Source organism: Streptomyces sp. NPDC046379 (genome assembly GCF_055587785.1).
Map to the genome: position 1 here is coordinate 73,277 of NZ_JBVJFP010000012.1, position 26,390 is coordinate 99,666.

Sequence of the window (26,390 nt, forward strand, 5' to 3'; positions counted from 1 at the left end):
CCTACCAGCACGAAGGAATTTGTATGCACGAGTATACGAGCACCGCCCGGGTCTGGGGACTCACTTGCCCAGGTTTTCCGGAAGAGGTCAGCCGGGCTCGCCGCTGAACGCGGGACATCCTGCGGGGATCTCCCCTGGCCGACGACGCCGAGCTGATCGTGAGCGAGCTGAGCTCGAACGCGATCCTCCACACGGCGAGCGGCGGGGTAGGCAGCTTCCACCTGGCCCTCGCGGTCTCCCCGAAGGTGGTGGCCCTGTCGGTCACCGACGAGGGAGGGACGGGCACCGCCCCGAAGGTCGAGCACCAGGACCAGGAGGCCGAGCACGGCCGCGGCTTGGGCATGGTCAGCGTCATCGCGCACCGGGTCGTCGTCCACGGCAGCCGCAGCGGTTACACCGTCACAGCCGAACTCTTCGCGGAGACCCAGCCGGGAGGACACCCGTGCTGATGGACAAGCCCCAGCGGGGCTTCTGGTGCGAGTGCTGGACACAAGACCTCAACGACGAGACAGGGTGGCCGGCACTCCGGGCATCCTTCGACGCCTACTCGGCACCCCAGGCAGACAGATGGGTAGCGGTCGCCCTACGCACCATCTCACCAGCTCTCGATCTGGACGCCTCCGACGAGGCCTGGGAATGGCTCTACGACGGCCGCATCGATACACGACGAGCCCTCTTACGCATGGAGGCCTGCACGGTCTCTCTGACCCATGCCAGCACCCGCATCACATGGACGATCCGACCAGTGGTCTTCGTACCGTTGCTCCACCGCCAAGGTGTCGAACTCCCAGCCTGCGCGTACGACTTCAATCCCCACACCACAGACTGAGTTACAACTTTCTCTACTGGTTCAAGGCGGCTCGCTCCGCTCACCGCGCGCGGCCCGGCCCCCGGCCGGGCCTGCGCTCCTGTCTCCGCCCCGCTCCAGCCCGGCCGGCGCCCGTGCCGCGCTCACAGCGGTCAGCCGCCTAAGCCAGAGGGTGCGTATCTCACGACTGAGTTGGCGCATGACTGCCCCTGATGAAGCTCGACGCCACAGAGCAGGCCACCGGCCAAACCGGCTTCGGCGCCCTATCACTCTGGTATGGCCCGTTCAGCGCGAACTGGATCGTGCACGACCATGCAGCTGTCACGCCTTGAGCCGTAACATGGATCTGTGCGGAACGGTTCACAGGCCAGCAAACAACCGAAACCGGCAAGCCCATATTCCACGGGCGGAGGCGGCACAGTCCTTGAGCATCGTTATGGCGCGGTCCTCCTGAGCCAGCTCCTCACGGGTGATCCCTTAACTGAGCTAGGCGACGACATCACACCACTGCAAATCGCTTTTCAAGCGAGCTCTTTTAGTCCAGTCGACGACATTGTCGTGACGGGGAGCTCAAGCGATGGGAAAGAGCGCAGGGTGTCAATAGGCGTGCGACGAGACCCATCGTTTACAACGAGCGACACTTCAACGGTACACCTTATGGGCTCTTATCTCCGCCTGTTGTGCCAGAACGCTACAGACGTCGAATCAGGAGCATGGAGACTCGCCCTTAGTACTGCAAGCCCCAATGCCCATGTGCGACAAATAAGAGAGCTCGCTTCAATCGCGAGGGATGTACTCACCGAGAGGCAATTCCGCGCCGAGGTTTCACGCCCAGGACGCACGAACCGGGACGTCCGAGAACGGTTGCGGCATTTTGACAAGGTCATCACTGCCGCCATAAAGGTCGCCGATCTGGATGATAATGTCGGGCCTGCAGGGGCCCTTACCTGGCAGCTACTGAAATCTCTATATCTTCGAGAGTTACGACTAGAAGGTAATGACGAGACTGATCGCACCCAAGCAATCGCTCGACTGAGGCAGGTAACAGCAGACAGAACAAACGCGACTGCCGATCGACTTTTTAGTCGGCTCTGCGAGCTAGTAGGGCGTTATGCTCCTGCCGCAGCAACCAAAGATGAGTCAACACTCCGGCGCGACCTTGCAGGGTTCCCTCTAACGCCACCCACCACAAGCAGCACATCCCGATTCTCCGCACCTCCGAAGAGATCATCGGACGGAATCGACAACTCAGTCCAGGTGGCGGAGCTATCCGAACCACCGGTGCGCTCCAACTACATTTCGCAGGTGCGCCGAATTGCCCCCGACGAATTGGTGGGTCGAGAAAAGGAGCTCAATCATCTAGCAGAGTTCTGCACTTCCCTTGAATCCGAACCTTACTTGTGGTGGAGAGCAAAAGCGTGGGCCGGGAAGTCAGCTTTGCTGTCGTCTTTCGTCCTAAATCCACCAGCCAATGTTCGTATAGTATCTTTCTTTATTACTGCCCGACTGGCTGGGCAAGCTGACCGCATCGCGTTTTCCGACGTGGTGCTAGAACAGTCTCTTGAAATAGTCGGTGAACCGATGCCTCCATTGCTCAGTGATGCCACTCGAGAGGCACACCTGCTTGGGTCGCTGGAGCGGGCAGCAGAGATTTGCCGACAAAGAGGCGAGCGGTTGGTCCTGGTCGTTGATGGACTTGACGAAGACCAGGGAGTCACGGTCGGCCCCGACGCGCATAGCATTGCTGCGCTCCTACCCTCACACCTGCCCGCCGATATGCGCGTCATCGTGGCTAGCCGGCCTCATCCGCCGATCCCTGCGGACGTACCCGACGATCATCCACTACGGCAACGTGTGGCAATCCGTTCCCTCACGGTTTCTGCGCATGCTGAAGTAGTCCGCCAGGATGCAGAACGCGAGCTCAAAAGGCTTTTGCGAGGTAATCAAACAGAGTTGGATTTACTAGGGCTCCTGACAGCTGCTGGGGGTGGACTCACTGCGACAGACCTGGCCGAGCTGACTGGGCTGTCCACCTGGGAAATCGAAGATTACCTGAGCGCCGTATCCGGCCGTACTTTCATGTCACGGGCCGGCCGCTTGCGACCTGACGCGGTCTACATGCTTGGTCATGAGGAGCTTCAGCAACAAGCAGCTTCCTTCCTCGGAGCGCGGCGCTTGGAAGCATATCGACAGACTCTATATTCTTGGGCGGATGATTACAGCCGTCGGCAATGGCCTCCAGAGACCCCAGAATATCTGCTTCGAGGGTATTTCAAACTTCTGCGCGCTGTAGGCGACCAACAACGCATGCTAGCTTGCGCGACAGATCCCCATCGCCACGATCGAATGCTTGATCTAATCGGCGGAGACACTAGTGCACTTGCAGAGATCACAACAGCTCAGGAGGTAATCGCGAGTCAGGATGAGCCGGATCTGTCCGCCATGAGCAGGCTTTCGATTCATCGAGTGCGACTGTCTTCACGGAACGACAACATGCCGGCGAATCTACCAGGCGTTTGGGCAAAAATCGGATACTCAGACCGCGCCGAGGCATTGGCCCGATCGATCACCGTGCCGTTTCGCCGGGTACAAGCGCTAGCTGCAGTAGCGCGAGAAGTGGCTGACTCAGGGGATCTATCAAAGGCCACAAAGATCACCATTCAGGCTGAACAAGCCGTAGATGACGTAGCCGATGACTACGATCGGGCACAGGCAGTCGCGGTGGTAGCACGTGCAGCCGCCAAAGCCGGGGAGTCGCGTCGAGCTCGCATTCTGATCAATGACGCTGAAACCATGGCTAGCGCGTTGACTGATATACCTCGTCAAGGTCAGGTGCTAGCATCAATTGCGCGCGCCGTAGCCTGCGTAGGAAATGTAAGCCGCGCTAGCAGAATTGCACATGATATTCCCGCTTGGTCTGAGCGCGCCCTAGCATTGATGGCCGTGGCGACAGAGTCAGCCAGGGCAGGTGACACCACAGTCAGCCGCCGAATTGCCCACTCCATCAGAAGCCGTTCTGAGCGGGCCCAAGCCCTTTCCGCTGTGGCTCGAGCAGAACATGCAAATGGTGCACATCGTAAGGCGATCAAGACCATCGCCATTGCTGAGTCGACGGCTCGTGCAATTCGCAACCCGAGTCGCCAGGTGTGGACACTCGTTTCTGTAGCTCTGGGAGCTAGTGATATCAGGCGAACTGACACGGCCACCGAGATACTCCGATCCGCCGAGCGCCTAGTTAACAAGATCACCAAACCCTCCGACCAAGATGATGCACTAACAGTTATTGCCCGTGTGACAGCAACAGTCGGAGATGCAGCACGCGCAAGACGACTCGTCCGAGAGGTCAACAGCCCAAGTCGGCGGGTTAAGGCGCTTGCTGGCCTTGCATCTGGCCTGACGTCGGCTGGCTGCGTGCGCGAAGCCATCGATATTGCCAGCGAGACTGAGCAATCTGCCCGGAAGATCAGCAGTCCGTCTCAATCGGTGAAAGGCCTGGCTGCACTCTCTCAGGCTGTTGCTGCGGCAGGAGACGTCGATCGCGCGGAAAGAATCGCTGCAGAAATATCTGCGCTACCCCAACGGGAGAGGACGTTGACCGTTGTCGCAGAGGCTATAGCACGAAGTGGTGATCTGGAGCGAGCAATCACGCTGGCCACCTCGATGACTGACGAATCTCAACGAGATAAGACGCTTTCGATCATTGCATCGGTAGCAGCCACTGCTGGCGATCTCGCAGGTGCGAGAAGAGTCGTCAGCTTGATTCAAGACCCAGCTAGACAGACGAAGGAGCTGACTGTCTTCTCGAAGCTCACCAGGGTTCGGGAAACGCAACGTCAGAGCGACGGCAGCCCTGCACCAGGCACACCGAAGCAACTCGATTGTCCAGAAGAGGTATGGGAACCAGTAAGTACTGGAGATTTTTCCACCGCCAAGGAAAAGGCACTCGCAATTGACGAGCCCTACGGCCAGTTCAAGGCGATGTTGGCAATTTCATGCGCGGTAGCAGCGAGCGGTGACATCAATGGGGCGCAGGAATGCATCTCCTTGATTGAAAATATTCCACTGCGCGCCAAGGCCTACGTCTCCCTTGGAGAGACCCTTATCCAGAGCGGCGAAGAAGAGGATATGGCGAAAGGACTCCTTGACCGAGCAGTTGTCCTGGCTGGAACGATCCCTAGCCTAACTTACCGACAGCAGGTGACAGCTCAAATCGTGCAGCGACTCGCCGATTACGGAGACCTGGATAGGGCTGAAACGGTCACTCGCTCTATGGCCGCCTCTCCCGAACAGCAGAAGGCCTTAGCAGCTATTGCCGTGTCGGCCGCCAGAGCTGGACGCTGGGAGCAGGCCAAGAAGCTCGCTAACTCAATCACTGAATCACGAAAAAGGGATCGGGCTCTGTATCTAATCACGGAGACGGGAGTCCGCGAGGGGAGTCTGGAAGCGGCCGAAGAGATTGCGCGTTCAATTGCCTATCCTATTCCGCAATCCCAGGCATTGGGTGTGGTTGCGCGTGCGTTCGCTACTGCCGGGCAGATCGAACGCGCCAAGGAAGTAGCCTTTTCGATTGCCCACCTCCCTGAGCAGGCTCGGGCCCTTACGGTTATGGCATCTAACGTCGCCCCTGCGTATTCTCGCGACCTGCTCGCTCAAGCGCTGGCAGTTGGGCATTGGCAAATTTGCCTGCCTGTTTTGGTACAGACCGAACCAGACGTAATTTCGGTCATGTCCGAAGAATTTCTTCGGACAACAGGTTAAATCACGGAGTGACGAACGGACTTGCTCGCCCCGGCTGAGTGAGATTTCCAGAGGCCCGGCTCATCCGCCACTCTCGTCGTCGGCCGTCCGTCCCGTTCGGTCCTGATCAAGGACACCAAGCCGAATAGCGTGGTTGAGCCTGGTGGGAGTGCCGGGAGGCATACGCGCGCGTGGTCGGCCGGCGCAACCGCCGTCGTGGCTGACTGTCGTCGGCTGATGTTCGTGCCACTGTCGTGCCAGATGCACGGGGCAGCCACGGTCAACACTGGTGCCCCCCAGTGGAATGGACGCCTGCTTCCCTGGTCCGCGAAATAGCAGCTCAGCTGCCAGATCACCCAGCCTCTCTCCTAAATCGGTGGTCGGGCTTCTAACGAGTTGGTGCGTGATCACTGCGCCGACTCGGCCTCCACCTCGGCGGCCTTCTGGCGTTCCGCCTCCTCGACGTCGAGGCGCCGCATGAGGAAGCTGGCGAACGCCAACATCTCGTCGGCCTCGTCGCGGTCGTCCGCCTCGTCCGGACCATGAGCCCGAGGGTTGCGCAGTGCGCCCACAGCGCCCATGAACAAGAAGTGCATGCCTTTCCGCTCGCTGTCCAGCGAGCCTGGGCTTGTAGACCGGGTCACCTTGATCCTCGGTGGATTGCCCGCCAGCGCATCGCTCATCAGCGGCATGCCGACCACATGGCTGCCGAGCAGCGTCTGTATGCGGTACTCCACTGCCCTGTATGCACTCATCACCGCGTCGTTGTAGGAGCCTCGGGCGTACCGCTCGGCAGCGACCTCCGCAATCAGGGGGTGCAGGACGCACTCAACCGTCAGCGGCTTCGGTGACTCCTCGGCAGGGGCCGGGATGGCTGGCGTTCCTGGCGACCAAGCCGCCAGGTTGTGCGACGCGGGCTGAATCGAGAAGGGCCGATTGTCGGCCTCGGTCCGCTCGGGCCCCAACACCTGCTCGCGAATGCGCCAGTAGTCCTCCAGCCGCTGCACGTCAGCGAACGGCCGGATGCCCCGGTCGAAGTTGAGCGACCAATCCAACTGCTCCCGGTTGATGCTTCCACCACGGAAGCAGGTTTCACGCATCCCGATCGCGGCGGCGGTAAACGCGGCCTCCGCGAGGAGTATCTCGGCCGTCAGGCTCGTCGGGAGGCGGCACCCAATGTCTCCGGGCTGCATCCATGGCAGATCACCGCGGTCCGCGGGCAGCCAGGCAGGCTCCATGTCGGCCGCTGTCTGCACCATCTTGATGAATTGGTCGATGGCCAGTCCGGTGCCGGTGCAGTTCGCAGCGCCAGCGATGGTCAGGGCCAGATCCTGTGAGCCCTGCGGCAACTGCGAGAGGTCGGAGGCAACTCCGAGCAGCAGTGCAGGACACAGCTGCTGTACGACCTCCTCGAACTGCAGGCCTTGCGCGTACAACGTGCGGTCGATGTCGTCGAAAACCGGCCAGCGACGGTGCTCGCTGAAGTACGCCCAGATCGCGTCGAGGAGGACGTGGCCCTCATCTCCCGTCGGGCGCGGCATACCCTCTGGCGCGATGGTCCGAACGATCATGTGCTGCCCCCGGCGTCCTATTTTGAGCGATTCCCGCAGGCTACTACCGTGCCTTGCCTCGTCGGTTGGGGTTTGGCGCAGCTGATCACGAGCATCGTGCACTGCGGGCCGTGCTGCTACGGGGTGGCGGCGTCGGCGCACCCGTCCATTCCCTCGTGTACAGCAGACCCCCCTGCTCTGTGCACGGCTTGCGGTCTCCCACCGCCTGGCACAGAGCCAGACCGGGGGCGCATCGAGGGTGCCGCCCCTCAGGCAAGCGCGGCAACGCTGGGCCGTCTCTGGGCCGTCCGAGGCCGCTCAACAGCGGCCGAAGATGACCAATGACGACCACCAGGCACACAAGCCCATCGTCCCTGAACAGGGAAAACGCAGGTCACCAAGATCCCCGGCAAGACCCAGGGCAAGAAGAAGTAACGCGTCACCGATCAGCCCCCTGCCTGCGGGATTCTCCGCTGGTGGGGGGCTTACCCAGCTCGGGGCAGTCGGGTGCCCGGTCGGGCCGTGGTCGGATCAGGCTGCGTCGGTGCGACGTGTCCGGGGAAGCGGGCCGCACAGGCGGGCGGTCTCCGCCGGTCGATGTCTCAGCCGTTCAGGCCCAGTTCGCCCGCGCGCATTCCGGCCTGGAATCGTGAACCCGCGTCGAGGGCGTTGAGCAGTTCGGCGACCCGGCGCCGGTATGTTCGCAGGGACATGCCCAGCTCCCGTGCGGCTCTCTCGTCGGTGGCGCCCGATCCCAGCGCCCGAAGGACCTTGCGGCTCTCGGCATCGAGACGGGGCTGGTCGCCGTGGAGGAAGGCCGTGAGGTCGGTGGCCGTCTCCCAGGCGGCTTCGAACAGTGCGTAAACCCCGCCGACCAGGCCCGATGCGGTGGTCAGGGTGTACTCGCGGCCTTCAGGGGCATGCAAGCCGGCGAGGATGGCGAACCGGCGGTCGATGACGATCGTCTCGTGGGGGAGAGCGGTGGCGGCGATCCGTACCCGGACGCCACCGCCCATGACCTCGCGCAGGTGTTCGCGGCTGCGCTCGTCGGCCAGCACGGCTGGGCTGAAGAGCTTGCGGACGCCCCGAGTGCCGCCGCTTCCCAGCAGGTCGCGGGCGGTCTGCCGGGCTCCGGGACGGGACCAGGTGCTGAGATCGCGGGCGGCACAGATGAACTCCTCCTGGACGGAGGAGAAAAGGTGCTCGGTGCGAGCGAGGAGCTCCAGGTCACCACGGATCGTCACCATCTCTGCCACCGTGCCATTGTGCCCGACGGCAAGAAGCTGCCACGGGCTCGCAGCCCGAACACCCCGCCGCGGAAGCTGAGTTCATGAGCAATGACTTCCCACTCGGTGGTGACCTGCTGGTCAACCGGATCGGCTTCGGGGCCATGCGCCTGCCCACGGACAGTTTCCACGGCCCGGCCCGCGATCCCGCAACCGGTCGTGCCGTCCTGCGCCGCGCCGTGGAACTCGGCGTCAACCACATCGACACCGCGGCCTTCTACACCAGTGGCGACGGCACGGTGCGAGCCAACGCCCTGATCCGTGAGGCCCTTCACCCCTACCCGACCGGTCTGGTCATCGCCACCAAGGTCGGCCCGGCACGCACGCCCGACGGTGGCATGACGGAGATCACCGACCCGGCAGATCTGCGAACACTGGTCGAGGAGAACCTCGAAACCCTCGGATTGGACCGCCTCGAACTGGTCTACCTGCGCATCGGGGGCATCGAGCCGCCACCGCACGGCCAATCCGTCGCCGCACGCTTCGAGGCACTGGCGGCGATGCGCGAAGAGGGCTTGATCCGGCACCTCGGCCTGAGCAACGTCGACACCGGCCACCTGGCCGAAGCCCGAACGATCGCACCCGTCTCGGCCGTCCAGAACCACTTCCACGCGGCCAAGCGCGACGACACCGAGCTGCTGGCCGCCTGCGAGGAGGCAGGCATCGCCTACGTGCCGTTCTTCCCGCTCGGGGGCGGCCTGAACGACCTCGCCGGCGACCGCATCGCCAAGGTCGCGGCCCGGCACGGCGCCACGGTTCCCCAGATCGCCCTGGCCTGGCTGCTCGCGGCCTCACCCGTCACCCTGGCCATCCCCGGAACCGGTTCTCTCGCCCACCTGGAGGAGAACACCGCCGCCGGGTCGATCACTCTCACCGAGGAGGATCTCTCGGACCTCACCTGAGCGGGAGGAAACGGCGGCGATGGCCGGGCCGGCGGTGGGCTTCCGTTCGCCCTGAAACGGCAGGATCTCCCGCGTCACACCCTCAGCGGCACCGGATGGATCTCGTCCGCCCTGTGTCCCGCCCGTTCGTGCACCCGCTGGATCGCGTCGGCCGACGGCGCCTCCGAGAGGCAGTAGACGACGCCGGACTCCGGGTCCGCCCAGGCCTGCTTGAAGTGGACTCCTTCGTCGCCCCCGATCGCCAGGTCGGCCTGGTGGGCTTCGTGAAGCTGGGCCGCCGTGATGCCCCGCATGTTGTGGTGGACGTCCATGAACTCGGGCATGACCACGCACCTCCGCTCGACTCGGTTGTTTCCCATGCTCCGCCTGTTCGGAGGCGGGGGCGACCGGGAGGCCTGGGCTACGACGACGGCGAAGGACCCGGTGCGTCCTGCGCACCGGGTCCTTCATCGCCGTACGGCCGGAAAGAACCGGAAGAACCGGAACCGGGATGAGGCAGTCAGCCGCACTGGCACGGGCTGCCCGACTGGCACCCGCACGTGCAGCCCGAGCCGCAGCCGCACGCCGCGATCAGAGGGAGGTTCCTGATGTCGGCCGGCTGGTCGGTGTCGCGGGGCTGGGCGGGGTTCGGCGGGGTGCTCGGGGATTCGGCCATGGGACCCTCCTGGAGGCTGGTGTGCCCTGCCCATTGGAAGCCCGACCCGCCGGGCGCATCAACGGCGCATTGGGGCGAAACCGCGCCCTGGCCGGGCCCCGTGAGCCGGGAGCCCGCGCGATCAGGCCCCCTCCACCCCGGTCGACGGCTCGATGTCCGGCTGGAAGTCGTCCGCGTGCTCGCCCGTGACCAGGAAGACCACGCGCTTGGCGACGGCCACCGCGTGGTCGGCGAAGCGCTCGTAGTAGCGGCCGAGCAGGGTGACGTCCACCGCGGTCTCGATGCCGTGCTTCCAGCGCTCGTCGATGAGGTGCTGGAACAGCGTGCGGTGGAGCAGGTCCATCGCGTCGTCGTCGGTCTCCAGCTGGAGCGCCAGGTCGATGTCCTTGGTGACGATGACCTCGGCGGTCTTGGCCATCAGACGCTGCGCGAGCTGGCCCATCTCCAGGATGGTGGCGTGCAGGTCGTGGGGGACCGCGCGCTCCGGGAAGCGCAGCCGGGCGAGCTTCGCCACGTGCTGCGCGAGGTCGCCGGATCGCTCCAGGTCGGCGCTCATGCGCAGGGAGGTGACCACGATCCGCAGGTCGGTGGCGACCGGCTGCTGCCGGGCCAGCAGGGCTATGGCGCGGGCCTCCAGGTTGTGCTGGAGGTCGTCCACCTTCTTGTCGGCCTCGATGACGCTTTCGGCCAGCTTCAGATCGGCGTCGAGCATGGCCGTCGTGGCGCGTCCGATCGCCGACCCGACCAGGCGGGCCATCTCGACGAGGTCGTCGCCGATCGAGTCCAGTTCCTCGTGGTACGCGTCCCGCATCAGGTTCCCTCTCGTGCGTGCTTTCGGGGTTCAGACTGGCGCTGCGAACCCCACGCTCCCACGTTCGGGCTTGAACGCGTCGGAATCCGCCACCCCAAATGAACCATCACTGGCTCCAAGGTGAACTCTGGGCGACGAGTGTTCGAGCTGCTCCTCGTACGGCTGTGGGCAACGGGTACCCCATGCCTAACCTGGAGGCATGGACGTGAACGCGGCGGTCGCCGCAGCGGCAGCGATCGCCGGTGTGCTCACCGGTGTGATCGCCATGCTGGCGTTCCGCTGGAGCGAGCGCGACCTGAAACGACCCACCCGTACCTCCCTGCACACCGATCCGGTGCTGCCGCCGGGCGTGGACACCGTGCTGTCGGTGCTGCGCTCCTCGGCGGTCGTCCTCGACGAGGCCGACGCCGTCGTCAAGGCCAGCTCGGCGGCGTACGCCCTCGGTCTGGTGCGCGGCGGCCGGCTGGCCGTCGACCCGATGCTCCAGATGGCCCGCGACACCCGGCGCGACGGCGAGATACGCCAGGTCGAGCTGGACCTGCCCCGGCGCGGCAGCGGCCGCGGCGAGGCCCTCGCCGTCTCCGCCCGCGTCGCCCCGCTCGGCTCGCGCCTGGTGCTCCTCCTGGTCGAGGACCTCACCGAGGCCCGCCGGATAGAAGCGGTGCGGCGCGATTTCGTCGCCAACGTCAGCCATGAGCTGAAGACCCCGGTCGGCGCGCTCTCCCTGCTGTCCGAGGCCGTGATGGACGCCTCCGACGACCCCGAGGCCGTCCAGCGCTTCGCCGGGCGGATGCAGATCGAGGCGACCCGGCTGACCAACCTGGTGCAGGAGCTGATCGACCTCTCCCGGGTCCAGAACGACGACCCGCTGGAGGACGCCGAGCCGGTCCGGGTGGACGAACTGGTCGCCGAGGCCATCGACCGGTGCCGGCACGCGGCCTCCACCAAGCAGATCACGATGGCCGCGGGCGGCACCGCCGACCTGCACGTGTTCGGCAACCGCAGCCAGCTGGCCGCGGCGCTGGGCAACCTCGTGGAGAACGCCGTCAACTACTCGCCGGCCCGCACCCGCGTCGGCATCGCCGCCCGCCGGGTCTCCGGCGCCGGCGGCGACGTCATCGAGGTCGCCGTGACCGACCAGGGCATCGGCATCTCCGACAAGGACAAGGAGCGCATCTTCGAGCGCTTCTACCGAGTCGACCCGGCCCGCTCCCGCGCCACCGGCGGTACGGGGCTGGGCCTGGCGATCGTCAAGCACGTGGCCGCCTCGCACGGCGGGGAGGTCACGGTGTGGAGTTCAGAGGGACAGGGCTCCACCTTCACTCTGCGGCTGCCGGAGGCGGGCGCCGCCCGTGACCGGCAGCGTCGGCGATCCGGCCTCGGCAACGAGGACGGACAGTCCGCGGACGCGTCCCCCGACACACCCCCGTACAGCTCACTTCCCGCCCCGGAGGTCCTTCCGTGACCCGAGTGCTCGTCGTCGAGGACGAGGAGTCCTTCTCCGACGCCCTGTCGTACATGCTCCGCAAGGAGGGCTTCGAGGTCGCGGTCGCGACCACCGGGCCCGACGGCCTCGACGAGTTCGAGCGCAATGGAGCCGACCTCGTCCTTCTCGACCTGATGCTGCCCGGGCTCCCGGGCACGGAGGTCTGCCGCCAGCTGCGCGGCCGCTCCAACGTGCCGGTGATCATGGTCACCGCCAAGGACAGCGAGATCGACAAGGTCGTCGGTCTCGAAATAGGAGCCGACGACTACGTCACCAAGCCCTTCTCCTCCCGAGAACTGGTCGCCCGCATCCGGGCCGTCCTGCGCCGCCGCGGCGAGCCGGAGGAGGTGACCCCGGCGGCGCTGGAGGCCGGCCCGGTCCGCATGGACGTCGACCGTCACGTGGTCACCGTCGGCGGCTCCAAGGTCGACCTGCCGCTCAAGGAGTTCGACCTGCTGGAGATGCTGCTGCGCAACGCGGGCCGTGTGCTGACGCGTATGCAGCTCATCGACCGCGTCTGGGGCGCCGACTACGTCGGTGACACCAAGACGCTGGACGTCCACGTCAAGCGCCTGCGCGCCAAGATCGAGCCGGACCCGGGCGCCCCGCGCTACCTGGTGACCGTGCGCGGTCTCGGCTACAAGTTCGAGCCGTAAACCGGCCGGAGCGGTTCGCCGCTCAGTGACAGAGCACCAACGCGAAGGGCGGGCCTCCCTGGGGAGGCCCGCCCTTCGCGTGCGCTGCTGTGTACGGCCGACCGGTGTACGACGGCCGCTCAGTGGCCCGCGGACTCCTCCGCGGCCGACTCCGTCGCCGACGCGGACGCGGCGTCGGTGGGCGTGCCGCTCCCGGTCGCGGACGGCGAGGCGCTCTCCTCGCCGGCGTGCTCCTCGCCCGTGCCCTCTTCGCCCGTCGCCCCGTCGGAGGGGGACGCGGAGGCCGACGGCGTCGCCGGGACATCGGACGGGCCCCACGAGGCGTAGTAGCCCTCGCCCGGGACGATGAAGGCCTCCAGGGTGACGTCGCCGGTCTGGCTGAAGGAGAAGGTGACCTTGTGGGCGTCGCCGTCGGTCAGCGACTCGCCGTCGGCGATCACGGCCGAGGCGTTGTCCTTGCCGCCGATGACGATCGAGCCGCCCGCCGGGACCGTGACCTGGCCGCCGCCCTTGGCCGGGGACAGCTCGACGGAGCCCGAGCCGTCCACGGTGATGGACTCCAGCGTCTCGGCCTTGTCGCCGGAGTTGAAGACGGTGGCGGAGACGGTGGCCGGGCCGGCCGCCTCCGGGTCGGGCTGCGTGATGAGGATGGCGTTCTGGATCTTGATGTCGCCGGCCCCGCCCGCCGCGTGATCCGGCTGGATCACCAGCGACTGGGCGTCGTTGCCGGCGCCGCAGGCGGCGAGCGAGGCGATCGAGAACGCGATGGCGGAGGCGGCGAGGGCGCCGCGTCGAAGGCTGCTGCTCACGGCGGCGGCAACTCCTTGAACGCAGTGGGCGGCTTTCTTGTAAAGCCGCCCTCAGTGGCTGTCAGCGGGCTTCAGGTTACCGAGCCGTCCGCCCGGCGCCGCACCCGGCCCTCCCCCGGCGCGCCCCGCCACTCGGGCGCGCCCCGGCCCGTCACCGGGTGTGCCCCGCCGCTGCTCCCGGCCTGCCTCCGGCCCGGCTTCTCGCCGGCCCCCGCCGCGTCCCGGTCCCCACGACCGCATTCGGATAAGCAGTTGCAGACAATCCCCCCGGCGGCGCGCGAATTTTCCGTGAAGGAATGCACGGCCGTCGTTGAATTGATCACCGGGTGAACCGGCGTCCGTGATCAGCCGGTGATCGGGCGCGAGAGGAGCGCCGGCGACAGCGTGTGATCAATTCCTGAATCGTCTCGGATCCGTCGCCGGGCGGCCGAACGGAGTAGCGAAAGTCGCACTCATGGAACCGGACATTTGCGGACGTTCGGCCGGTTGGCGGCGGTGTCGGAGGTGGGCGACGTGGACGTTTCGCCCGCCCCGCGCAGCCGCTCCGACCTGCGAATACCTTGTTCCGGGGGTCCGGCGAAGCACGTCCCTGTCGCTGTTGTCAAGCCCCGAGATATGCTCTGACCTGCGAAAACGCCATTCAGAAGACGCCGTATCCGTGTTACTCTGGATAGCCACGGAAGGGGTACCTGTCACATGACGTTCAAGGTTGGCGACACCGTGGTCTATCCCCATCACGGGGCCGCGCTGATCGAGGCCATCGAAACTCGCCAGATCAAAGGCGTGGACAAGACCTACTTGGTGTTGAAGGTCGCCCAGGGTGACCTCACGGTGCGTGTGCCGGCGGACAATGCGGAGTTCGTGGGCGTGCGTGACGTGGTCGGTCAGGACGGGCTGGACCGGGTCTTCGAGGTGCTGCGCGCGCCGTACGCCGAGGAGCCCACGAACTGGTCCCGTCGCTACAAGGCAAACCTGGAGAAGCTCGCCTCCGGCGATGTCATCAAGGTCGCGGAAGTCGTGCGTGACCTGTGGCGTCGTGAGCGCGAGCGCGGACTCTCCGCCGGTGAGAAGCGCATGCTCGCCAAGGCCCGCCAGATCCTGGTGAGCGAGCTCGCGCTCGCGGAGAACACGAACGAGGACAAGGCCGAGGCCCTGCTCGACGAGGTGCTCGCCTCCTGACGCGGGCAGCGTGCCCCGTACATCGGCTTCGTCGGCCGGTGTTCATCGGCCGACGCCACTCACTGAAGCCGACGCACTGAAATGCCGCGGTGCCCGATGACGCAGAGCTCCCGCATCTGCCGTCGCCGGGCGCTGCGGCATGTCCGCGCCCATGACGCATCGCGCGCATGCCGAGACCTGCGCGCGCGTGGAGCCTCGTAGAGCTGCGGAGCCTCGGAGAGGCCGTCGGCTCTTCGAAGCCGTACGCCGAAGAGGAGTCCCCCCGGTACTGTGCCTGCGGGCCCGGGCGACCGGCTCGACCAGGGGTCACGGAAGGGTCCGGTCAAGAGGTCGCGCGGGGTACGCCCAGGCCATACCCACGTAGGCCGAGCACACAAACCTGACGGGAACCGATGTCTGACGATTCGCGCCCTGCACCCGCGCCCCCGCGCGTAGCCGCCGTGATTCCGGCCGCCGGCCGGGGCGTACGGCTTGGTCCGGGCGCTCCCAAAGCGCTGCGCGCGCTGGGCGGCACGCCCATGCTCATCCACGCGGTCCGCGCCCTGGCCGCGTCCCGTGCCGTCTCCCTCGTGGTCGTCGTCGCCCCGCCCGACGGCGCCGGCGAGGTCAAGTCACTGCTCGACGCCCACGCCCTGCCGGAGCGCACCGACTTCCTGGTCGTGCCCGGCGGGGAGTCCCGGCAGGAGAGCGTGAGACTGGGCCTGGACGCGCTGCCGCCCGGGTACGACATCGTGCTGGTGCACGACGCCGCGCGCCCCTTGGTGCCGGTGGACACGGTGGACGCCGTGATCGACGCCGTACGCGACGGCGCACCGGCCGTGGTGCCGGCGCTGCCGCTCGCGGACACCGTCAAGGAGGTCGATCCGGCCGCGGCGCCCGGCGAGCCGGAGCCCGTGGTCGCCACCCCGGAGCGGGCGCGGCTGCGCGCGGTGCAGACCCCGCAGGGCTTCGACCGCGCGACGCTGATGCGCGCCCACGAGACGGTCACCGGTGACGTCACCGACGACGCGAGCATGGTGGAGCGGCTCGGCCTGCGGGTCGTGGTCGTCCCCGGCCACGAGGAGGCCTTCAAGGTCACCCGCCCGCTGGACCTGGTGCTGGCGGAGGCGGTCCTGGCCCGCCGGAGGCTCAACGATGGCTTCTGAGCAGGAGTTCGGGCACGAGTCCGGGCAGGTTCTCGTGCTGCCCCAGGTCGGCGTCGGCACCGACATCCACGCCTTCGAGGAGGGCCGGGAGCTGTGGTGCGCCGGCCTGAAGTGGGAGGGCGAGGGGCCGGGACTGGCCGGTCACTCCGACGCGGACGTCGTCGCGCACGCCGCGTGCAACGCGCTGTTCTCCGCCGCCGGGCTCGGCGACCTGGGGCAGCACTTCGGCACCGGGCGGCCCGAGTGGTCCGGCGCGTCGGGCGTGACGCTGCTGACGGAGGCGGCCCGGATCGTCCGCGCGGCGGGCTTCCGGATCGGGAACGTCGCCGTGCAGGTGATCGGACCACGGCCGAAGATCGGCAAGCGCCGGGACGAGGCCCAGAAGATCCTCTCCGAGGCGGCCGGCGCGCCGGTGTCGGTGTCCGGCGCGACCACGGACGGCCTCGGCTTCCCCGGCAGGGACGAGGGCCTGATGGCGGTGGCGACGGCCCTGGTGGTGCGCGTGCCGTCCGCGACCGGCAACGCGACCGCTCGATGACGCCCGTTCACCGCTGACGCGGGCCGACCGCCGACGGCGGTACCGCGGTGGACGTGGTACCGCGGTCGACGGCGGCCTGCGGCCGACTGCTGACGCGCCACCGCTGCCGGCGGCACCGACGGCATCACCGCGACCGGCCGCGGCCTGCGACCGACCACGGATGGCCGTTGCCCGCCGCCGCCGACCGACGACCGACGACCGACGGCTGCCGAGGCCCCCGGCCCGGCAGCCTGCGCGTGCCGGGCCTGCGCGTGCCGGGCCTGCGCGTGCCGGGCCTGCGCGTGCCGGGTCTGCGCGTGCCGCCCTCCGGCAACGTCACGAATGAGTGGCCGGACGCCGCGTGCGGCCACTGGCACTCGTCGCGGACCACTACCCTGGAGGCGTGACTATTCGCCTGTACGACACCAGCGCCCGGCAGATCCGTGACTTCGCCCCGCTCACGCCGGGCCGCGTCTCGATCTACCTGTGTGGTGCCACCGTGCAGGCGGCCCCGCACATCGGGCACATCCGCTCGGGCCTGAACTTCGACATCATGCGCCGCTGGTTCGCGTACCGCGGCTACGAGGTCACGTTCATCCGGAACGTCACCGACATCGACGACAAGATCATCCGCAAGTCGGCCGAACAGGACCGCCCCTGGTGGTCCATCGGCTACGAGAACGAGCGCGCGTTCAACGACGGTTACCACGCGCTGGGCTGCCTCCCGCCGACGTACGAGCCGCGCGCCACCGGGCACGTCACCGAGATGGTCGAGATGATGCGGACGCTCATCGAGCGCGGCCACGCCTACGAGGCCGACGGCAACGTCTACTTCGACGTGCGCTCCCTGCCGGACTACCTCTCGCTGTCCCGGCAGGACCTCGACGAGCTGCGCCAGCCGTCCGGGGAGGGCGAGACCGGCAAGCGGGACCCGCGCGACTTCGCGATGTGGAAGGCGGCCAAGCCCGGCGAGCCGGACTGGGAGACGCCGTGGGGACGGGGCCGTCCGGGCTGGCACCTGGAGTGCTCCGCCATGGCGCACAAGTACCTCGGCTCCGTCTTCGACATCCACGGCGGCGGCATCGACCTGATCTTCCCGCACCACGAGAACGAGATCGCCCAGGCCCGCGCCTACGGCGACGAGTTCGCGCGGTACTGGGTGCACAACGCCTGGGTCACCATGAGCGGCGAGAAGATGTCGAAGTCGCTCGGCAACTCGGTGCTCGTCTCCGAGATGGTCAGGGCCTGGCGCCCGATCGTGCTGCGCTACTACCTCGGCACCCCGCACTACCGCTCGACCATCGAGTACAGCGAGGAGGCCCTGCGCGAGGCCGAGTCCGCGTTCGCGCGGATCGAGGGATTCGTGCAGCGCGTGGTGGAGCTGGCCGGCGGTCCCGTCGAGGCCGCCGTCGAGGTGCCGCCCGCCTTCGCCGAGGCGATGGACGACGACCTGGGCGTGCCGCAGGCGCTCGCCGTCGTCCACAACACCGTCCGGCAGGGCAACAGCGCCCTGGCCGCCGACGACAAGGAGGCCGCCGTCGCGCGGCTCGCCGAGGTCCGCGCCATGCTGGGCGTCCTCGGGCTGGACCCGCTGGACGCGCACTGGGCCGGTGACGGCACCGGCCGCGGCGAGGAACTGCACGGCGTCGTGGACAGCCTCGTCCGGCTGGTCCTGGACCAGCGCGAGGCCGCCCGGGCCCGCAAGGACTGGGCCACCGCCGACGCCATCCGCGACCGGCTGAACCAGTCCGGCCTCGCCATCGAGGACAGCCCGCAGGGCCCGCGCTGGAGCCTCGGCGGGCGCTGACCCGGCCGCCGCGGACGTACGCCGTACACGCACAAGCACACGCACACACAAGAGATCGCGCGGATCCAACGGATCGCAAGGATCGCACGGATCGCAAGAGATACAGAGACAGCAGGTAGATCATGGCCGCGAACAACCGTCGCATGTCCGGCAAGAAGGGCGCGCAGGTCGGCAGTGGCGGCCAGCGGCGCCGGGGGCTGGAGGGCAAGGGTCCGACGCCCCCCGCCGAGATGCGCAAGGGGCACGCCAAGCAGCGCGCCGCCGCAGCGAAGGCCCGGCGGGCGCAGGGGCGTTCGCAGGCGCGCCGTGGGGGCGGGCGCTCCGCGTCGGAGCTGGTCGTCGGGCGCAACCCGGTCGTCGAGGCGCTGCGCGGCGGGGTCCCCGCCTCCACGCTGTACGTCCAGCAGTTCATCGACAGCGACGAGCGGGTGCGCGAGGCGCTCCAGCTCGCGGCCGAGCGCGGCGGCATCAACCTCATGGAGGCGCCGCGCCCCGAGCTGGACCGGATGACCAACGGCCTGAACCACCAGGGCCTGGTCCTCCAGGTCCCGCCGTACGAATACGCGCACCCCGAGGACCTGGTCGCCGCCGCCCACGACGACGGCGAGGACCCGCTGGTCGTCGCCCTCGACGGGGTGACCGACCCGCGCAACCTCGGCGCGGTCGTGCGGTCCGTCTCCGCCTTCGGCGGGCACGGCGTCGTCGTCCCCGAGCGGCGCGCCGCCGGTATGACCGCCGGCGCCTGGAAGACCTCCGCCGGTACGGCCGCCCGTACGCCCGTCGCCCGCGCCACCAATCTGACGCGGGCGCTGGAGGCGTACAAGAAGGCCGGGATCGTGGTCGTCGGACTGGCCGCGGACGGCGACGTCGAACTGCACGACCTGGAGGCGCTGGCCGGGCCGGTCGCGATCGTCGTCGGCAGCGAGGGCAAGGGGCTGTCCCGCCTGGTCGGGGAGACCTGCGACTTCCTGGTGCGCATCCCGATGCCGGGCGGCGCCGAGTCGCTCAACGCCGGTGTGGCGGCGGGCATCGTGCTGTACGAGGCGGCGCGCCGACGGGCGTGACGCCTGTCTGAACGCGCGTTCGGCACTGTCACCCACTCGGGCCATTCCGGGTGGTCCGGCCAAGCTTGACGCGGTCCGGACAGTTCCGGCGCGTCAAGACAGTGTCCTAACTCCACGTCACTCTGTTAGATGAGTGTGGACACCAGAACACCCCGCACACCCACGGGGGACCGCTCGTCCGGCTTCGACGACGCTCCCGCGCTGAGCATGGTGAAGGTGCCGAGCGATCCGGCGCAGGTCATCGTCAACCATGCGAGTTTTCGCGTGCAGTTGGGCGCGTCCTCGCGGCGCGCCCAGTCGCCGCGGGTCGCACGGCACCTGAGCGCCGGGCCGGACCCCGGCCGCATCCCGGCCCCCGTCGGCGCCCGCCGCAGGCCCGTCGTCTGGAGCGGCCGGTCCGCCCCCGACGACACGGGCGCGCACCGGCTGCTCCAGGCCGTGCGCGGTGCGGGCGTGCGCCACCCGGAGGAGCTGTCCGCCGGCTCCGGCGCCACCCGGGTCATCCCGCGCGTCGGCGTGGGAGCGGGCGGCGGGTACGGCGGCCACGGCGGGTCCCACGTCCGCCCGCACGACCTGGGCCGCGACCCCGACCTCGAACAGACCGTCGAGACGCCCGTCGTCGGCTCGCCGCGCCCGCCCGGCGACGGCTCCCGGCTGCTGCCCCCCATGCGCAGGGTCGAGAGCGCCTACGACGAGCAGGCCTATGACGAGACCCACCGCGGCCCGGCCCACGGCGAGCAGGCCTACGACGACGGGTACGACGACGAGTACGACGACCGCCACGACGGCGACCCCCGCCGCGGCGAGGCCCGTCCCCGCGGTCGCCGGCACGCCGACGACCCGGCCCGGCACGCCTATTTCCCCGGCCGCCGGATGAACCTCGGCGTCGTCCTCCTCCCGCTGCGCGTCTTCCTCGGCTGCATCTCCATCTACGCCGGCATGGGCAAGCTCTGCGACCCCGTCTACTTCGACGGCGGCGCACGCGGCTCCATGGTCAAGTGGCTCAACACCCTGCACCCGTGGGAGATCGCCGAGCCGCTGCGCCAGTTCGCGCTCCAGCACCCGGTCGGCGCCGGGCTGGTGATCGCCTTCGCCCAGGTGATCGTGGGCGTGCTGACGGTGCTGGGCTGCTGGCAGCGGGTGGCCGCGGTGGGCGGGGCGCTGCTGTCGGCGGCGCTGCTGGTCACCGTCAGCTGGAAGAGCGTCCCGGCCTACGACGCGCCGGACATCATCTACCTCGCCGCGTGGTCACCGCTGATCATCGCCGGCGCGCCCGTGTACTCCGTCGACGGCCGGCTCGCGGGGCTGGCGTGGCGGCGGCTCGGGCCGCGCTCGGACATCTGGGAGCTGCGCCGCTTCGTGCTGCGCCGCGGGGCCCTGATCACCGCGGTGGTCGCGGGGCTGACCCTGCTGGTCGGCTCGCTACTCGGCGGGGCCGTCCGCGATGCCGACCGGGTGGTGGTCCCCAAGCCCGGGGAGGCGCCGCGCAACCAGCTGCCGGGCTCGCCGCTGCCCCGCAAGCCCGCCGAGCGCAAGGAGGAGAGCGGTACGCCGTCCGCGTCCGTCTCCTCGCCGGCCGAGGATGCCACGTCGGCGGCGCCCACCGCGGGCACGGAGGCCACTCCGGGGGCCACCAGCGACACCGGCGCGCTCACGGGCGGTGCGCCCAGCCGGACGCAGGGCAGCGTGGGCCAGGCCCCGCCGCAGCAGTCCTCGCCGGTCCAGCAGGCCCCGACGACCAGTACGGGTCCGACGTCCAGCGGCGGTGGCACGACGGGCGGCGGCAGTACGGGAACGCCGGGCGGCACCGGCGCGGGCGACTCGGCCGGCGGCGGCACGACGTCGCCGGACCAGCCGGGGCTGGTGGGCGGCCTGCTCGGCTGAGGTCCCGGGCAGGAGCACGAGGAAGGGTCCCGCACTCTGCGCGGCTGAACCGCGGAGTGGGGGACCCTTTTCGCGTGCGCTCCCGTCGCCGGGCGCCTCAGCGGCCCAGGGCGGCCAGCTCCCGGGCCGCCTCCCGGAGGTCCTTCGCGGTGTCGATGGCACGCCAGTAGGCGCCCTGGGGGAGCGGGAAGCCGGCCAGGCGGCGTTCGCGGGCCAGGTGCGGGAAGGTCGTGCGCTCGTGGTCGCCGCGGTCCGGGAGGAGGGCGGTGAACTCTGGGGAGAAGACGTAGACGCCCGCGTTCACCTCGTACGTCGTCGGCGGGGCCTCGATGAAGTCGGTGATGTGGCCGAAGCCGTCCGTCTGCACGGCGCCCCACGGGATGCGCGGGCGGGCCAGCGCGAGGGTGGCCAGCGCGTCGCGCTCGGCGTGGAAGTCGGCCATGTCGCGCAGCGAGAACCGGGTCCAGATGTCGCCGTTGGCGGCGTACCAGGGCCGGTCGGGGTGGGGCAGCCGGGTGGCGGCGTACTTCAGCCCGCCGCCGCGGCCGAGCGGCTCGGTCTCGACGACGGTGGTCACGCGCACCGGCAGGTCGGCGCAGGCCAGCCAGTCCTGAAGGACCTCGGCGAGATGGCCGCAGCTTATGACGACGTCGGTGACGCCCTCCTCGGCCAGCCAGTCGAGCTGGTGCCCGATGATCGGCGTGCCGGTGCCGGGGATCTCCACCATCGGCTTGGGCCGGTCGTCGGTGTAGGGCCGCAGCCGGGACCCCTGCCCGCCGGCCAGGATGACCGCCTGCACCGGGCGCACGGCGGCGTTCGGATCGCTCATGGCCTGCACTGTACGCGCGGTGGGGCGTGGGGTGCGGGGAGCGGGGTGGAGGGCTTCTGCGGGGTGGGGCGGGGTCCGGCGGGGTGATGCGGGGTCCGGCGGATGGTGGGGGCGCGTGGACGTCGACCGGTCGTACGCCGGCGATGCGTGACCCCGGCGTGCGTCCCGGGCGATCGCGGGCTGATCCCCGGTCGAGTGCGCAGGGTGAGGCCCGCGCGGACGCCGGCAGGCGCGCGGGGCGCCGTATGCCGAACCCCGCGGGTCCGGTGGCGCGGCGGGCGTCGCTCGGGGCGGCGGCGCGGTGCGCGGGGACTCGCGGGGCGGACGGAGGCGCTGGGCCCCCGGTGGCGGTCGGGGCGGGATCCGGGCGGTCCGGCGGAAGGGGGGCGGGGCGCCCGTGCGTGGCCCGGGACGGTCGGTCGAGAGGGAGGAGAGGCAGATCAGCCCTGCGGGGTCAGGACGCCCGAGGCGTAGGACGTGTCGCAGACCGGGCGGGCGTAGGACTGGGCCTCCGTCGGGCCGTACCGGGCGACCGCGGCGCGGCCCAGGGCGCGGGCGATCGACATGCAGTGGCGGGCCAGCGACGGGCGCTCGTCCACCGCCCGCTGGAGGTGGGTGAGGGCGACGCCCGGGTTCTCCTCCTGGAGCTCGGTCAGGAGGCGGTCGCGCAGGACGTCCTGGGGGGCGCGGGGCGCGGCGCGGCCGGCGGGCGAGACGTCGGAGGCGGTGAGCACCGAGTTCTCGGGGGTTCCCGACCAGTGGACCCGCGTGACCGCGAGGGTCCCGGAGAGCACCAGGACGACGGGCAGAACGAGGGCGAGGGTGCGGCCGATCCGGCGGGCGGGGCCCTGGCCGCGTCGCGTGGGGAGGGTGGTGGAGTGCTTCACGCGAGTGAGGGTAGCGCCCGGTAATGATTCGGCGACATTGGGTCACCGGTTCGAGGGACGGGGTGCGGGGGTTTTCCGCGGCGCGGGTTGACGAACAGTGATCGAAAAGGGCGGATGTGCGAGGTATCTTCCGGCATCGAAAAGGGCCCCGCGACCAGTCGCGGGGCCCAGTTTCGTCAGTGTGGGTGAATCACCCGGTCACACCCGGATCAGTCGGAGAGGCGCGCGCCCGTCGACGTGGAGAAGACGTGGGTCTCGCCCGGGCGCGGCACGACGTGCAGCGTGCTGCCCTTCTCCGGGACGTTGCGGCCGCCCACGCGGACCACCAGGTCCTTGGACTCGCCGCCGACCGTGGCCGTGCCGTAGACGAACGCGTCCGAGCCCAGCTCCTCGACCACGTTGACGACGACCGCGAGACCCTGGTCCGAGTCCGCGCCGGCCACGTCGAAGTGCTCGGGACGCACGCCCACGGTGACCGTCTTGTCGGTCGCGGCGGAGAGCGCGTCGCGCTGCACCGGCACCACGCTGTTGCCGAACTTCACACCGCCGTCGGCGATCGGCACCTCGACCAGGTTCATGGCCGGCGAGCCGATGAAGCCGGCGACGAAGAGGTTCGCCGGGCGGTCGTACATGTTGCGCGGGGTGTCGACCTGCTGGAGCAGACCGTCCTTGAGGACCGCGACGCGGTCGCCCATCGTCAGCGCCTCGACCTGGTCGTGGGTGACGTAGACGGTGGTGATGCCCAGACGGCGCTGGAGCGAGGCGATCTGCGTACGGGTGGAGACACGCAGCTTGGCGTCCAGGTTGGACAGCGGCTCGTCCATGAGGAACACCTGCGGCTCACGCACGATCGCGCGGCCCATGGCGACACGCTGGCGCTGACCGCCGGAGAGCGCCTTCGGCTTGCGGTCCAGGTACGGGGTGAGGTCGAGGATCTTCGCGGCCTCCTCGACCTTCTGCCGGATCTCCGCCTTGTTCACGCCGGCGATCTTGAGCGCGAAGCCCATGTTGTCGGCGACGGTCATGTGCGGGTAGAGGGCGTAGTTCTGGAACACCATGGCGATGTCCCGGTCCTTCGGCGGCAGGTGCGTGACGTCGCGGTCGCCGATGCGGATGGCGCCGCCGTTGACGTCCTCGAGACCGGCGAGCATGCGCAGCGAGGTGGACTTGCCGCAACCGGACGGGCCGACCAGGACGAGGAACTCGCCGTCCGCGATCTCGATGTCGAGCGCGTCGACGGCGGGCTTGTCGGAACCCGGGTAGATCCGGGTCGCCTTGTCGAACGTAACAGTGGCCATGGTGATGGGCCCCCTTCTACCGGCAGGAACGTGCCGGACGATCCGTTGTAGGAAGGTGGAGAAGCGAAGAAGTGGTCCACGCGAGTGAACTGGGTCAGGACGGTACCTGGCGTTCACCACTTCTGTCAGTAGATCCACCCCTGTGAACTTCGCGGAAATTTTCGACGGGACCCCGCCGGTGGCTGGGTACACTGCACGGGCACGGACCGCGCACGCAGCGCACGCGGGTGTGCAGGCCTCCTTAGCTCAGCTGGTCAGAGCGCCGCTCTTGTAAAGCGAAGGTCGTCGGTTCGAATCCGACAGGGGGCTCCGAACACATGAGCGCCGGTCCGCCGTCCGGATTCCGGGCGGCGGAATCCGGTCACCGTCCGCCACGCAGCGTGCACGGGGCCCGCGCACGCCTCTGCCGCACCCCACCCCACGGCCGTACTCTGGTCGGCACCATCTGGAGAACAGCGCCGGCCGTCTGAGCGCCGGCTGTCTGGAGGTACACGGGGTGAAGGGGCGCAGTCCCGAACGGGTCCGCAACGAGCTGATCGTCTCCATCGTGGACGCGCTGCAGGGCTCGGCCACGGTGCAGCAGCCGGGCAGCCGCGAGATATGGCGCGAGATGCTGGCGGGCGAGCTGGCCGCGCCGGTGGAGCCGTTCGGCGGGGACAGACTGCGGCCCTGGCTGCTGCAGATCGTCCGGGAGTGCACGGGGGTCGGCGACGGGCTGGCCTGCCTGGTGCGCTCCCTGGAGTACGTGGAACAGCAGTCGGCGACCGTCGCCGCGTTATGGCCGCTCGTGGACGAGTGGGAGGCCGTCGACTTCTTCGGCAGCGCCGACCTCGGTCCGCTGCGGCCGGTGCTGCTGTCGCTGAGGTCGCCGGACCTGTCCGCCATGGCACGCCGCGCGAGCCGCTCCCGGGTGCAGGAGCTGCCCGCCTGGTGCCAGACCGGATGGCAGGTCTTCCTGCGGCTCGCCGGCGAGAACTCCCCGGACGGCGAACTCCCGCCCGGCATGGCCTTCCTCGCCCTGTGCGCCGACCGACTGGTCGCCGACAGCCGCCCCGACGCCGCCGAGGTGCTGCGCCGCTTCACCCGCGGCCAGGCGCACAAGCTGGGCCTGGACGGCGTACTGGCCGAGTGGCAGCACTCGGAGTTCCCGCAGCCCGCGCCCTCGCTGGTGCCCGCTTATCTGATGATCCAGTTCGAGCCGGACCGGGTCGAGCCGGACCGCTACTACCTCTCCCACTGGCGCCAGTCCGACCCCGAGGGCTGGCATCCCGTGCGCGGCGAGACCGTGCATCTGCACCGCGACGAACTGCCGCGGGCCGTGGACGCGCTGATCGAGGAGGTCGAGGAGAAGTGGGCCGACCTGCGCCAGCCCGTGATGGTGGAGTTCATCCTCCCGTGGGAGCTGCTGAACGAGCCGGTCGAGTGGTGGCTCAAGGAGGCCGACACCAACCTGCCGACGCCGCTCGCCCTCGACTACCCGGTCGTCGTGCGCAGCCTCGAGCGCCTGCAGCGCGCCGCCTGGCACCGGCCCTGGCACAACAAGTGGCGCCAGCTGCGCGAGCGTCCCGCCGACAGCCACCCGCACTGGAGCCGGCCGACCGAGGACGGGGCGTACTTCTTCCATCTGGAGCGGGAGCTGAAGGAGGACGATTACGCCGTGTGCCTGGTGCTGAGCACCCCGCCGGGCGACCCGTCCGGCACCGGCAACCGCGAGGTGCGCGCCGGGCTCAAGGCGGGCGTCCCGGCGATGGTCTGGCACCGCACCGACTGCGCCGATCCCTCCTTCCAGGACGCCATCGGCGAGATACTGCAGGACCGGGGGCTCGGCAGCCTCGTGGAGCGGGTCGGCAAGTGGCGCAAAGAGGCCCTCGCCCTCGGCCCCGAGGCGTGGGACCAGCACGTCGGCCGGCACCTCGCCATCCTCCTCGACGACCCGGAGCGCAAGCCGGGGCCTCCGGGGCCGGTGTAGCGCGATGGGGACGGGGGCGCAAAACGGTTCGGTGACGTCGCGATTACTCGATGAGGCGTACTTTGCGTCGGGCTTGCGCGAGCCCTTGACGTGGTGTCACGCTTGCCGCAG

General features: G+C 68.9%; 21 protein-coding genes and 1 tRNA gene. 14 read left to right on the forward strand and 8 right to left on the reverse strand.

Annotation, left to right across the window (positions count from 1 at the left end):
- Nucleotides 1-116 precede the first annotated feature (116 nt).
- From ACZ6KF_RS21640 to ACZ6KF_RS21650, 3 genes are all read left to right on the forward strand, one after another.
- The gene (locus ACZ6KF_RS21640) at nt 117-449 is read left to right on the forward strand and encodes an ATP-binding protein (RefSeq protein WP_469239776.1); all 333 of its coding nucleotides are present in this window, start codon (nt 117-119) and stop codon (nt 447-449) included.
- Nucleotides 449-829: a hypothetical protein gene (locus tag ACZ6KF_RS21645; RefSeq protein WP_469239778.1), complete on the forward strand. Its 381-nt coding sequence runs from the start codon at nt 449-451 to the stop codon at nt 827-829. The genes ACZ6KF_RS21640 and ACZ6KF_RS21645 overlap by 1 nt, the downstream gene beginning before the upstream one ends.
- 1,260 nt (nt 830-2,089) lie before the next feature.
- Complete coding sequence (locus ACZ6KF_RS21650) at nt 2,090-5,566, forward strand: P-loop NTPase family protein (RefSeq protein ID WP_469239674.1); 3,477 nt, start codon at nt 2,090-2,092, stop codon at nt 5,564-5,566.
- 386 nt (nt 5,567-5,952) lie between these two features.
- Here the strand turns inward: ACZ6KF_RS21650 and ACZ6KF_RS21655 are convergent, their stop codons facing one another.
- Nucleotides 5,953-7,116, reverse strand: a complete 1,164-nt coding sequence (locus ACZ6KF_RS21655) for a TIGR02391 family protein (protein ID WP_469239676.1) — start codon at nt 7,114-7,116, stop codon at nt 5,953-5,955.
- Between the two features lie 581 nt (nt 7,117-7,697).
- Nucleotides 7,698-8,342 carry a DNA-binding response regulator gene (locus ACZ6KF_RS21660; protein ID WP_469158770.1) on the reverse strand — a complete coding sequence of 215 codons (645 nt, stop codon included), beginning with the start codon at nt 8,340-8,342 and terminating at the stop codon, nt 7,698-7,700.
- A gap of 83 nt (nt 8,343-8,425) precedes the next feature.
- Here ACZ6KF_RS21660 and ACZ6KF_RS21665 point away from each other — a divergent pair, with 83 nt between their 5' ends.
- Nucleotides 8,426-9,283, forward strand: coding sequence for an oxidoreductase (locus ACZ6KF_RS21665; protein ID WP_469239677.1), 858 nt, complete (start codon nt 8,426-8,428; stop codon nt 9,281-9,283).
- A gap of 74 nt (nt 9,284-9,357) precedes the next feature.
- On the opposite strand, the gene ACZ6KF_RS21670 is transcribed toward ACZ6KF_RS21665, so the two are convergent.
- Together ACZ6KF_RS21670 and phoU are read right to left on the reverse strand one after the other, a co-directional pair.
- Nucleotides 9,358-9,606, reverse strand: coding sequence for an SCO4226 family nickel-binding protein (locus ACZ6KF_RS21670; protein ID WP_356629560.1), 249 nt, complete (start codon nt 9,604-9,606; stop codon nt 9,358-9,360).
- Between the two features lie 453 nt (nt 9,607-10,059).
- Complete coding sequence (gene phoU, locus ACZ6KF_RS21675; RefSeq protein ID WP_356629562.1) at nt 10,060-10,749, reverse strand: phosphate signaling complex protein PhoU; 690 nt, start codon at nt 10,747-10,749, stop codon at nt 10,060-10,062.
- Between the two features lie 199 nt (nt 10,750-10,948).
- On the opposite strand from phoU, the gene phoR reads away from it, so the two are divergent.
- Both phoR and phoP read left to right on the forward strand, forming a co-directional pair.
- Nucleotides 10,949-12,214, forward strand: coding sequence for a two-component system sensor histidine kinase PhoR (gene phoR, locus ACZ6KF_RS21680; RefSeq protein ID WP_356629564.1), 1,266 nt, complete (start codon nt 10,949-10,951; stop codon nt 12,212-12,214).
- Nucleotides 12,211-12,891 (forward strand): two-component system response regulator PhoP, encoded by a 681-nt coding sequence (gene phoP / locus ACZ6KF_RS21685; protein WP_356629566.1) that lies wholly within the window; start codon nt 12,211-12,213, stop codon nt 12,889-12,891. Before phoR ends, phoP begins: the two co-directional genes overlap by 4 nt.
- Nucleotides 12,892-13,010: 119 nt before the next feature.
- Here the strand turns inward: phoP and ACZ6KF_RS21690 are convergent, their stop codons facing one another.
- Entirely contained in the window at nt 13,011-13,700 is a 690-nt protein-coding gene (locus tag ACZ6KF_RS21690) for a copper chaperone PCu(A)C domain-containing protein (protein WP_469158606.1), read from the reverse strand.
- A 696-nt stretch (nt 13,701-14,396) separates the two neighbouring features.
- On the opposite strand from ACZ6KF_RS21690, the gene ACZ6KF_RS21695 reads away from it, so the two are divergent.
- From ACZ6KF_RS21695 to ACZ6KF_RS21720, 6 genes are all read left to right on the forward strand, one after another.
- A complete protein-coding gene (locus ACZ6KF_RS21695; protein WP_003953493.1) occupies nt 14,397-14,879 on the forward strand; it encodes a CarD family transcriptional regulator in 483 nt (160 codons plus the stop codon).
- A 392-nt stretch (nt 14,880-15,271) separates the two neighbouring features.
- Nucleotides 15,272-16,024 carry a 2-C-methyl-D-erythritol 4-phosphate cytidylyltransferase gene (gene ispD / locus ACZ6KF_RS21700; RefSeq protein ID WP_356629570.1) on the forward strand — a complete coding sequence of 251 codons (753 nt, stop codon included), beginning with the start codon at nt 15,272-15,274 and terminating at the stop codon, nt 16,022-16,024.
- Entirely contained in the window at nt 16,014-16,562 is a 549-nt protein-coding gene (gene ispF / locus ACZ6KF_RS21705) for a 2-C-methyl-D-erythritol 2,4-cyclodiphosphate synthase (protein WP_356629572.1), read from the forward strand. Before ispD ends, ispF begins: the two co-directional genes overlap by 11 nt.
- Before the next feature lie 382 nt (nt 16,563-16,944).
- Nucleotides 16,945-18,348, forward strand: coding sequence for a cysteine--tRNA ligase (gene cysS / locus ACZ6KF_RS21710; protein ID WP_356629574.1), 1,404 nt, complete (start codon nt 16,945-16,947; stop codon nt 18,346-18,348).
- A 122-nt stretch (nt 18,349-18,470) separates the two neighbouring features.
- Nucleotides 18,471-19,412, forward strand: coding sequence for a 23S rRNA (guanosine(2251)-2'-O)-methyltransferase RlmB (rlmB, locus tag ACZ6KF_RS21715; protein ID WP_469158607.1), 942 nt, complete (start codon nt 18,471-18,473; stop codon nt 19,410-19,412).
- A gap of 129 nt (nt 19,413-19,541) precedes the next feature.
- Nucleotides 19,542-21,296: a DoxX family protein gene (locus tag ACZ6KF_RS21720; protein ID WP_469239679.1), complete on the forward strand. Its 1,755-nt coding sequence runs from the start codon at nt 19,542-19,544 to the stop codon at nt 21,294-21,296.
- Between the two features lie 97 nt (nt 21,297-21,393).
- Here ACZ6KF_RS21720 and ACZ6KF_RS21725 read toward each other — a convergent pair whose 3' ends face one another.
- The 3 genes from ACZ6KF_RS21725 to ACZ6KF_RS21735 all read right to left on the reverse strand — a co-directional run bounded on the left by ACZ6KF_RS21725 (nt 21,394) and on the right by ACZ6KF_RS21735 (nt 24,310).
- Complete coding sequence (locus tag ACZ6KF_RS21725; protein ID WP_356629580.1) at nt 21,394-22,125, reverse strand: nucleotidyltransferase family protein; 732 nt, start codon at nt 22,123-22,125, stop codon at nt 21,394-21,396.
- A gap of 440 nt (nt 22,126-22,565) precedes the next feature.
- Complete coding sequence (locus ACZ6KF_RS21730) at nt 22,566-23,012, reverse strand: hypothetical protein (protein WP_356629582.1); 447 nt, start codon at nt 23,010-23,012, stop codon at nt 22,566-22,568.
- Nucleotides 23,013-23,221: 209 nt separating this feature from the next.
- On the reverse strand, nt 23,222-24,310 hold the full coding sequence (locus tag ACZ6KF_RS21735; protein WP_356629584.1) for an ABC transporter ATP-binding protein: 1,089 nt from the start codon (nt 24,308-24,310) through the stop codon (nt 23,222-23,224).
- Between the two features lie 235 nt (nt 24,311-24,545).
- On the opposite strand from ACZ6KF_RS21735, the gene ACZ6KF_RS21740 reads away from it, so the two are divergent.
- Both ACZ6KF_RS21740 and ACZ6KF_RS21745 read left to right on the forward strand, forming a co-directional pair.
- Nucleotides 24,546-24,619: transfer RNA gene (locus ACZ6KF_RS21740), tRNA-Thr, on the forward strand.
- Between the two features lie 187 nt (nt 24,620-24,806).
- A complete protein-coding gene (locus ACZ6KF_RS21745) occupies nt 24,807-26,279 on the forward strand; it encodes a VMAP-C domain-containing protein (RefSeq protein WP_356629586.1) in 1,473 nt (490 codons plus the stop codon).
- Nucleotides 26,280-26,390: the final 111 nt, after the last annotated feature.

Excerpts from the sequence above, each read along its gene's own strand:
- phoU (WP_356629562.1), bottom strand. The coding sequence starts at position 10,749 with ATGCGGGACGCGTACCACGAGGAACTGGACTCGATCGGCGACGACCTC.
- ispD (WP_356629570.1), top strand. The coding sequence starts at position 15,272 with ATGTCTGACGATTCGCGCCCTGCACCCGCGCCCCCGCGCGTAGCCGCC.
- ACZ6KF_RS21735 (WP_356629584.1), bottom strand. The coding sequence starts at position 24,310 with ATGGCCACTGTTACGTTCGACAAGGCGACCCGGATCTACCCGGGTTCC.
- phoR (WP_356629564.1), top strand. The coding sequence starts at position 10,949 with ATGGACGTGAACGCGGCGGTCGCCGCAGCGGCAGCGATCGCCGGTGTG.
- ACZ6KF_RS21655 (WP_469239676.1), bottom strand. The coding sequence starts at position 7,116 with ATGATCGTTCGGACCATCGCGCCAGAGGGTATGCCGCGCCCGACGGGA.
- ACZ6KF_RS21695 (WP_003953493.1), top strand. The coding sequence starts at position 14,397 with ATGACGTTCAAGGTTGGCGACACCGTGGTCTATCCCCATCACGGGGCC.
- ACZ6KF_RS21645 (WP_469239778.1), top strand. The coding sequence starts at position 449 with ATGGACAAGCCCCAGCGGGGCTTCTGGTGCGAGTGCTGGACACAAGAC.
- ACZ6KF_RS21660 (WP_469158770.1), bottom strand. The coding sequence starts at position 8,342 with ATGGTGACGATCCGTGGTGACCTGGAGCTCCTCGCTCGCACCGAGCAC.
- ACZ6KF_RS21670 (WP_356629560.1), bottom strand. The coding sequence starts at position 9,606 with ATGCCCGAGTTCATGGACGTCCACCACAACATGCGGGGCATCACGGCG.
- ACZ6KF_RS21725 (WP_356629580.1), bottom strand. The coding sequence starts at position 22,125 with ATGAGCGATCCGAACGCCGCCGTGCGCCCGGTGCAGGCGGTCATCCTG.
- ACZ6KF_RS21665 (WP_469239677.1), top strand. The coding sequence starts at position 8,426 with ATGAGCAATGACTTCCCACTCGGTGGTGACCTGCTGGTCAACCGGATC.
- ACZ6KF_RS21720 (WP_469239679.1), top strand. The coding sequence starts at position 19,542 with ATGAGTGTGGACACCAGAACACCCCGCACACCCACGGGGGACCGCTCG.
- ispF (WP_356629572.1), top strand. The coding sequence starts at position 16,014 with ATGGCTTCTGAGCAGGAGTTCGGGCACGAGTCCGGGCAGGTTCTCGTG.
- rlmB (WP_469158607.1), top strand. The coding sequence starts at position 18,471 with ATGGCCGCGAACAACCGTCGCATGTCCGGCAAGAAGGGCGCGCAGGTC.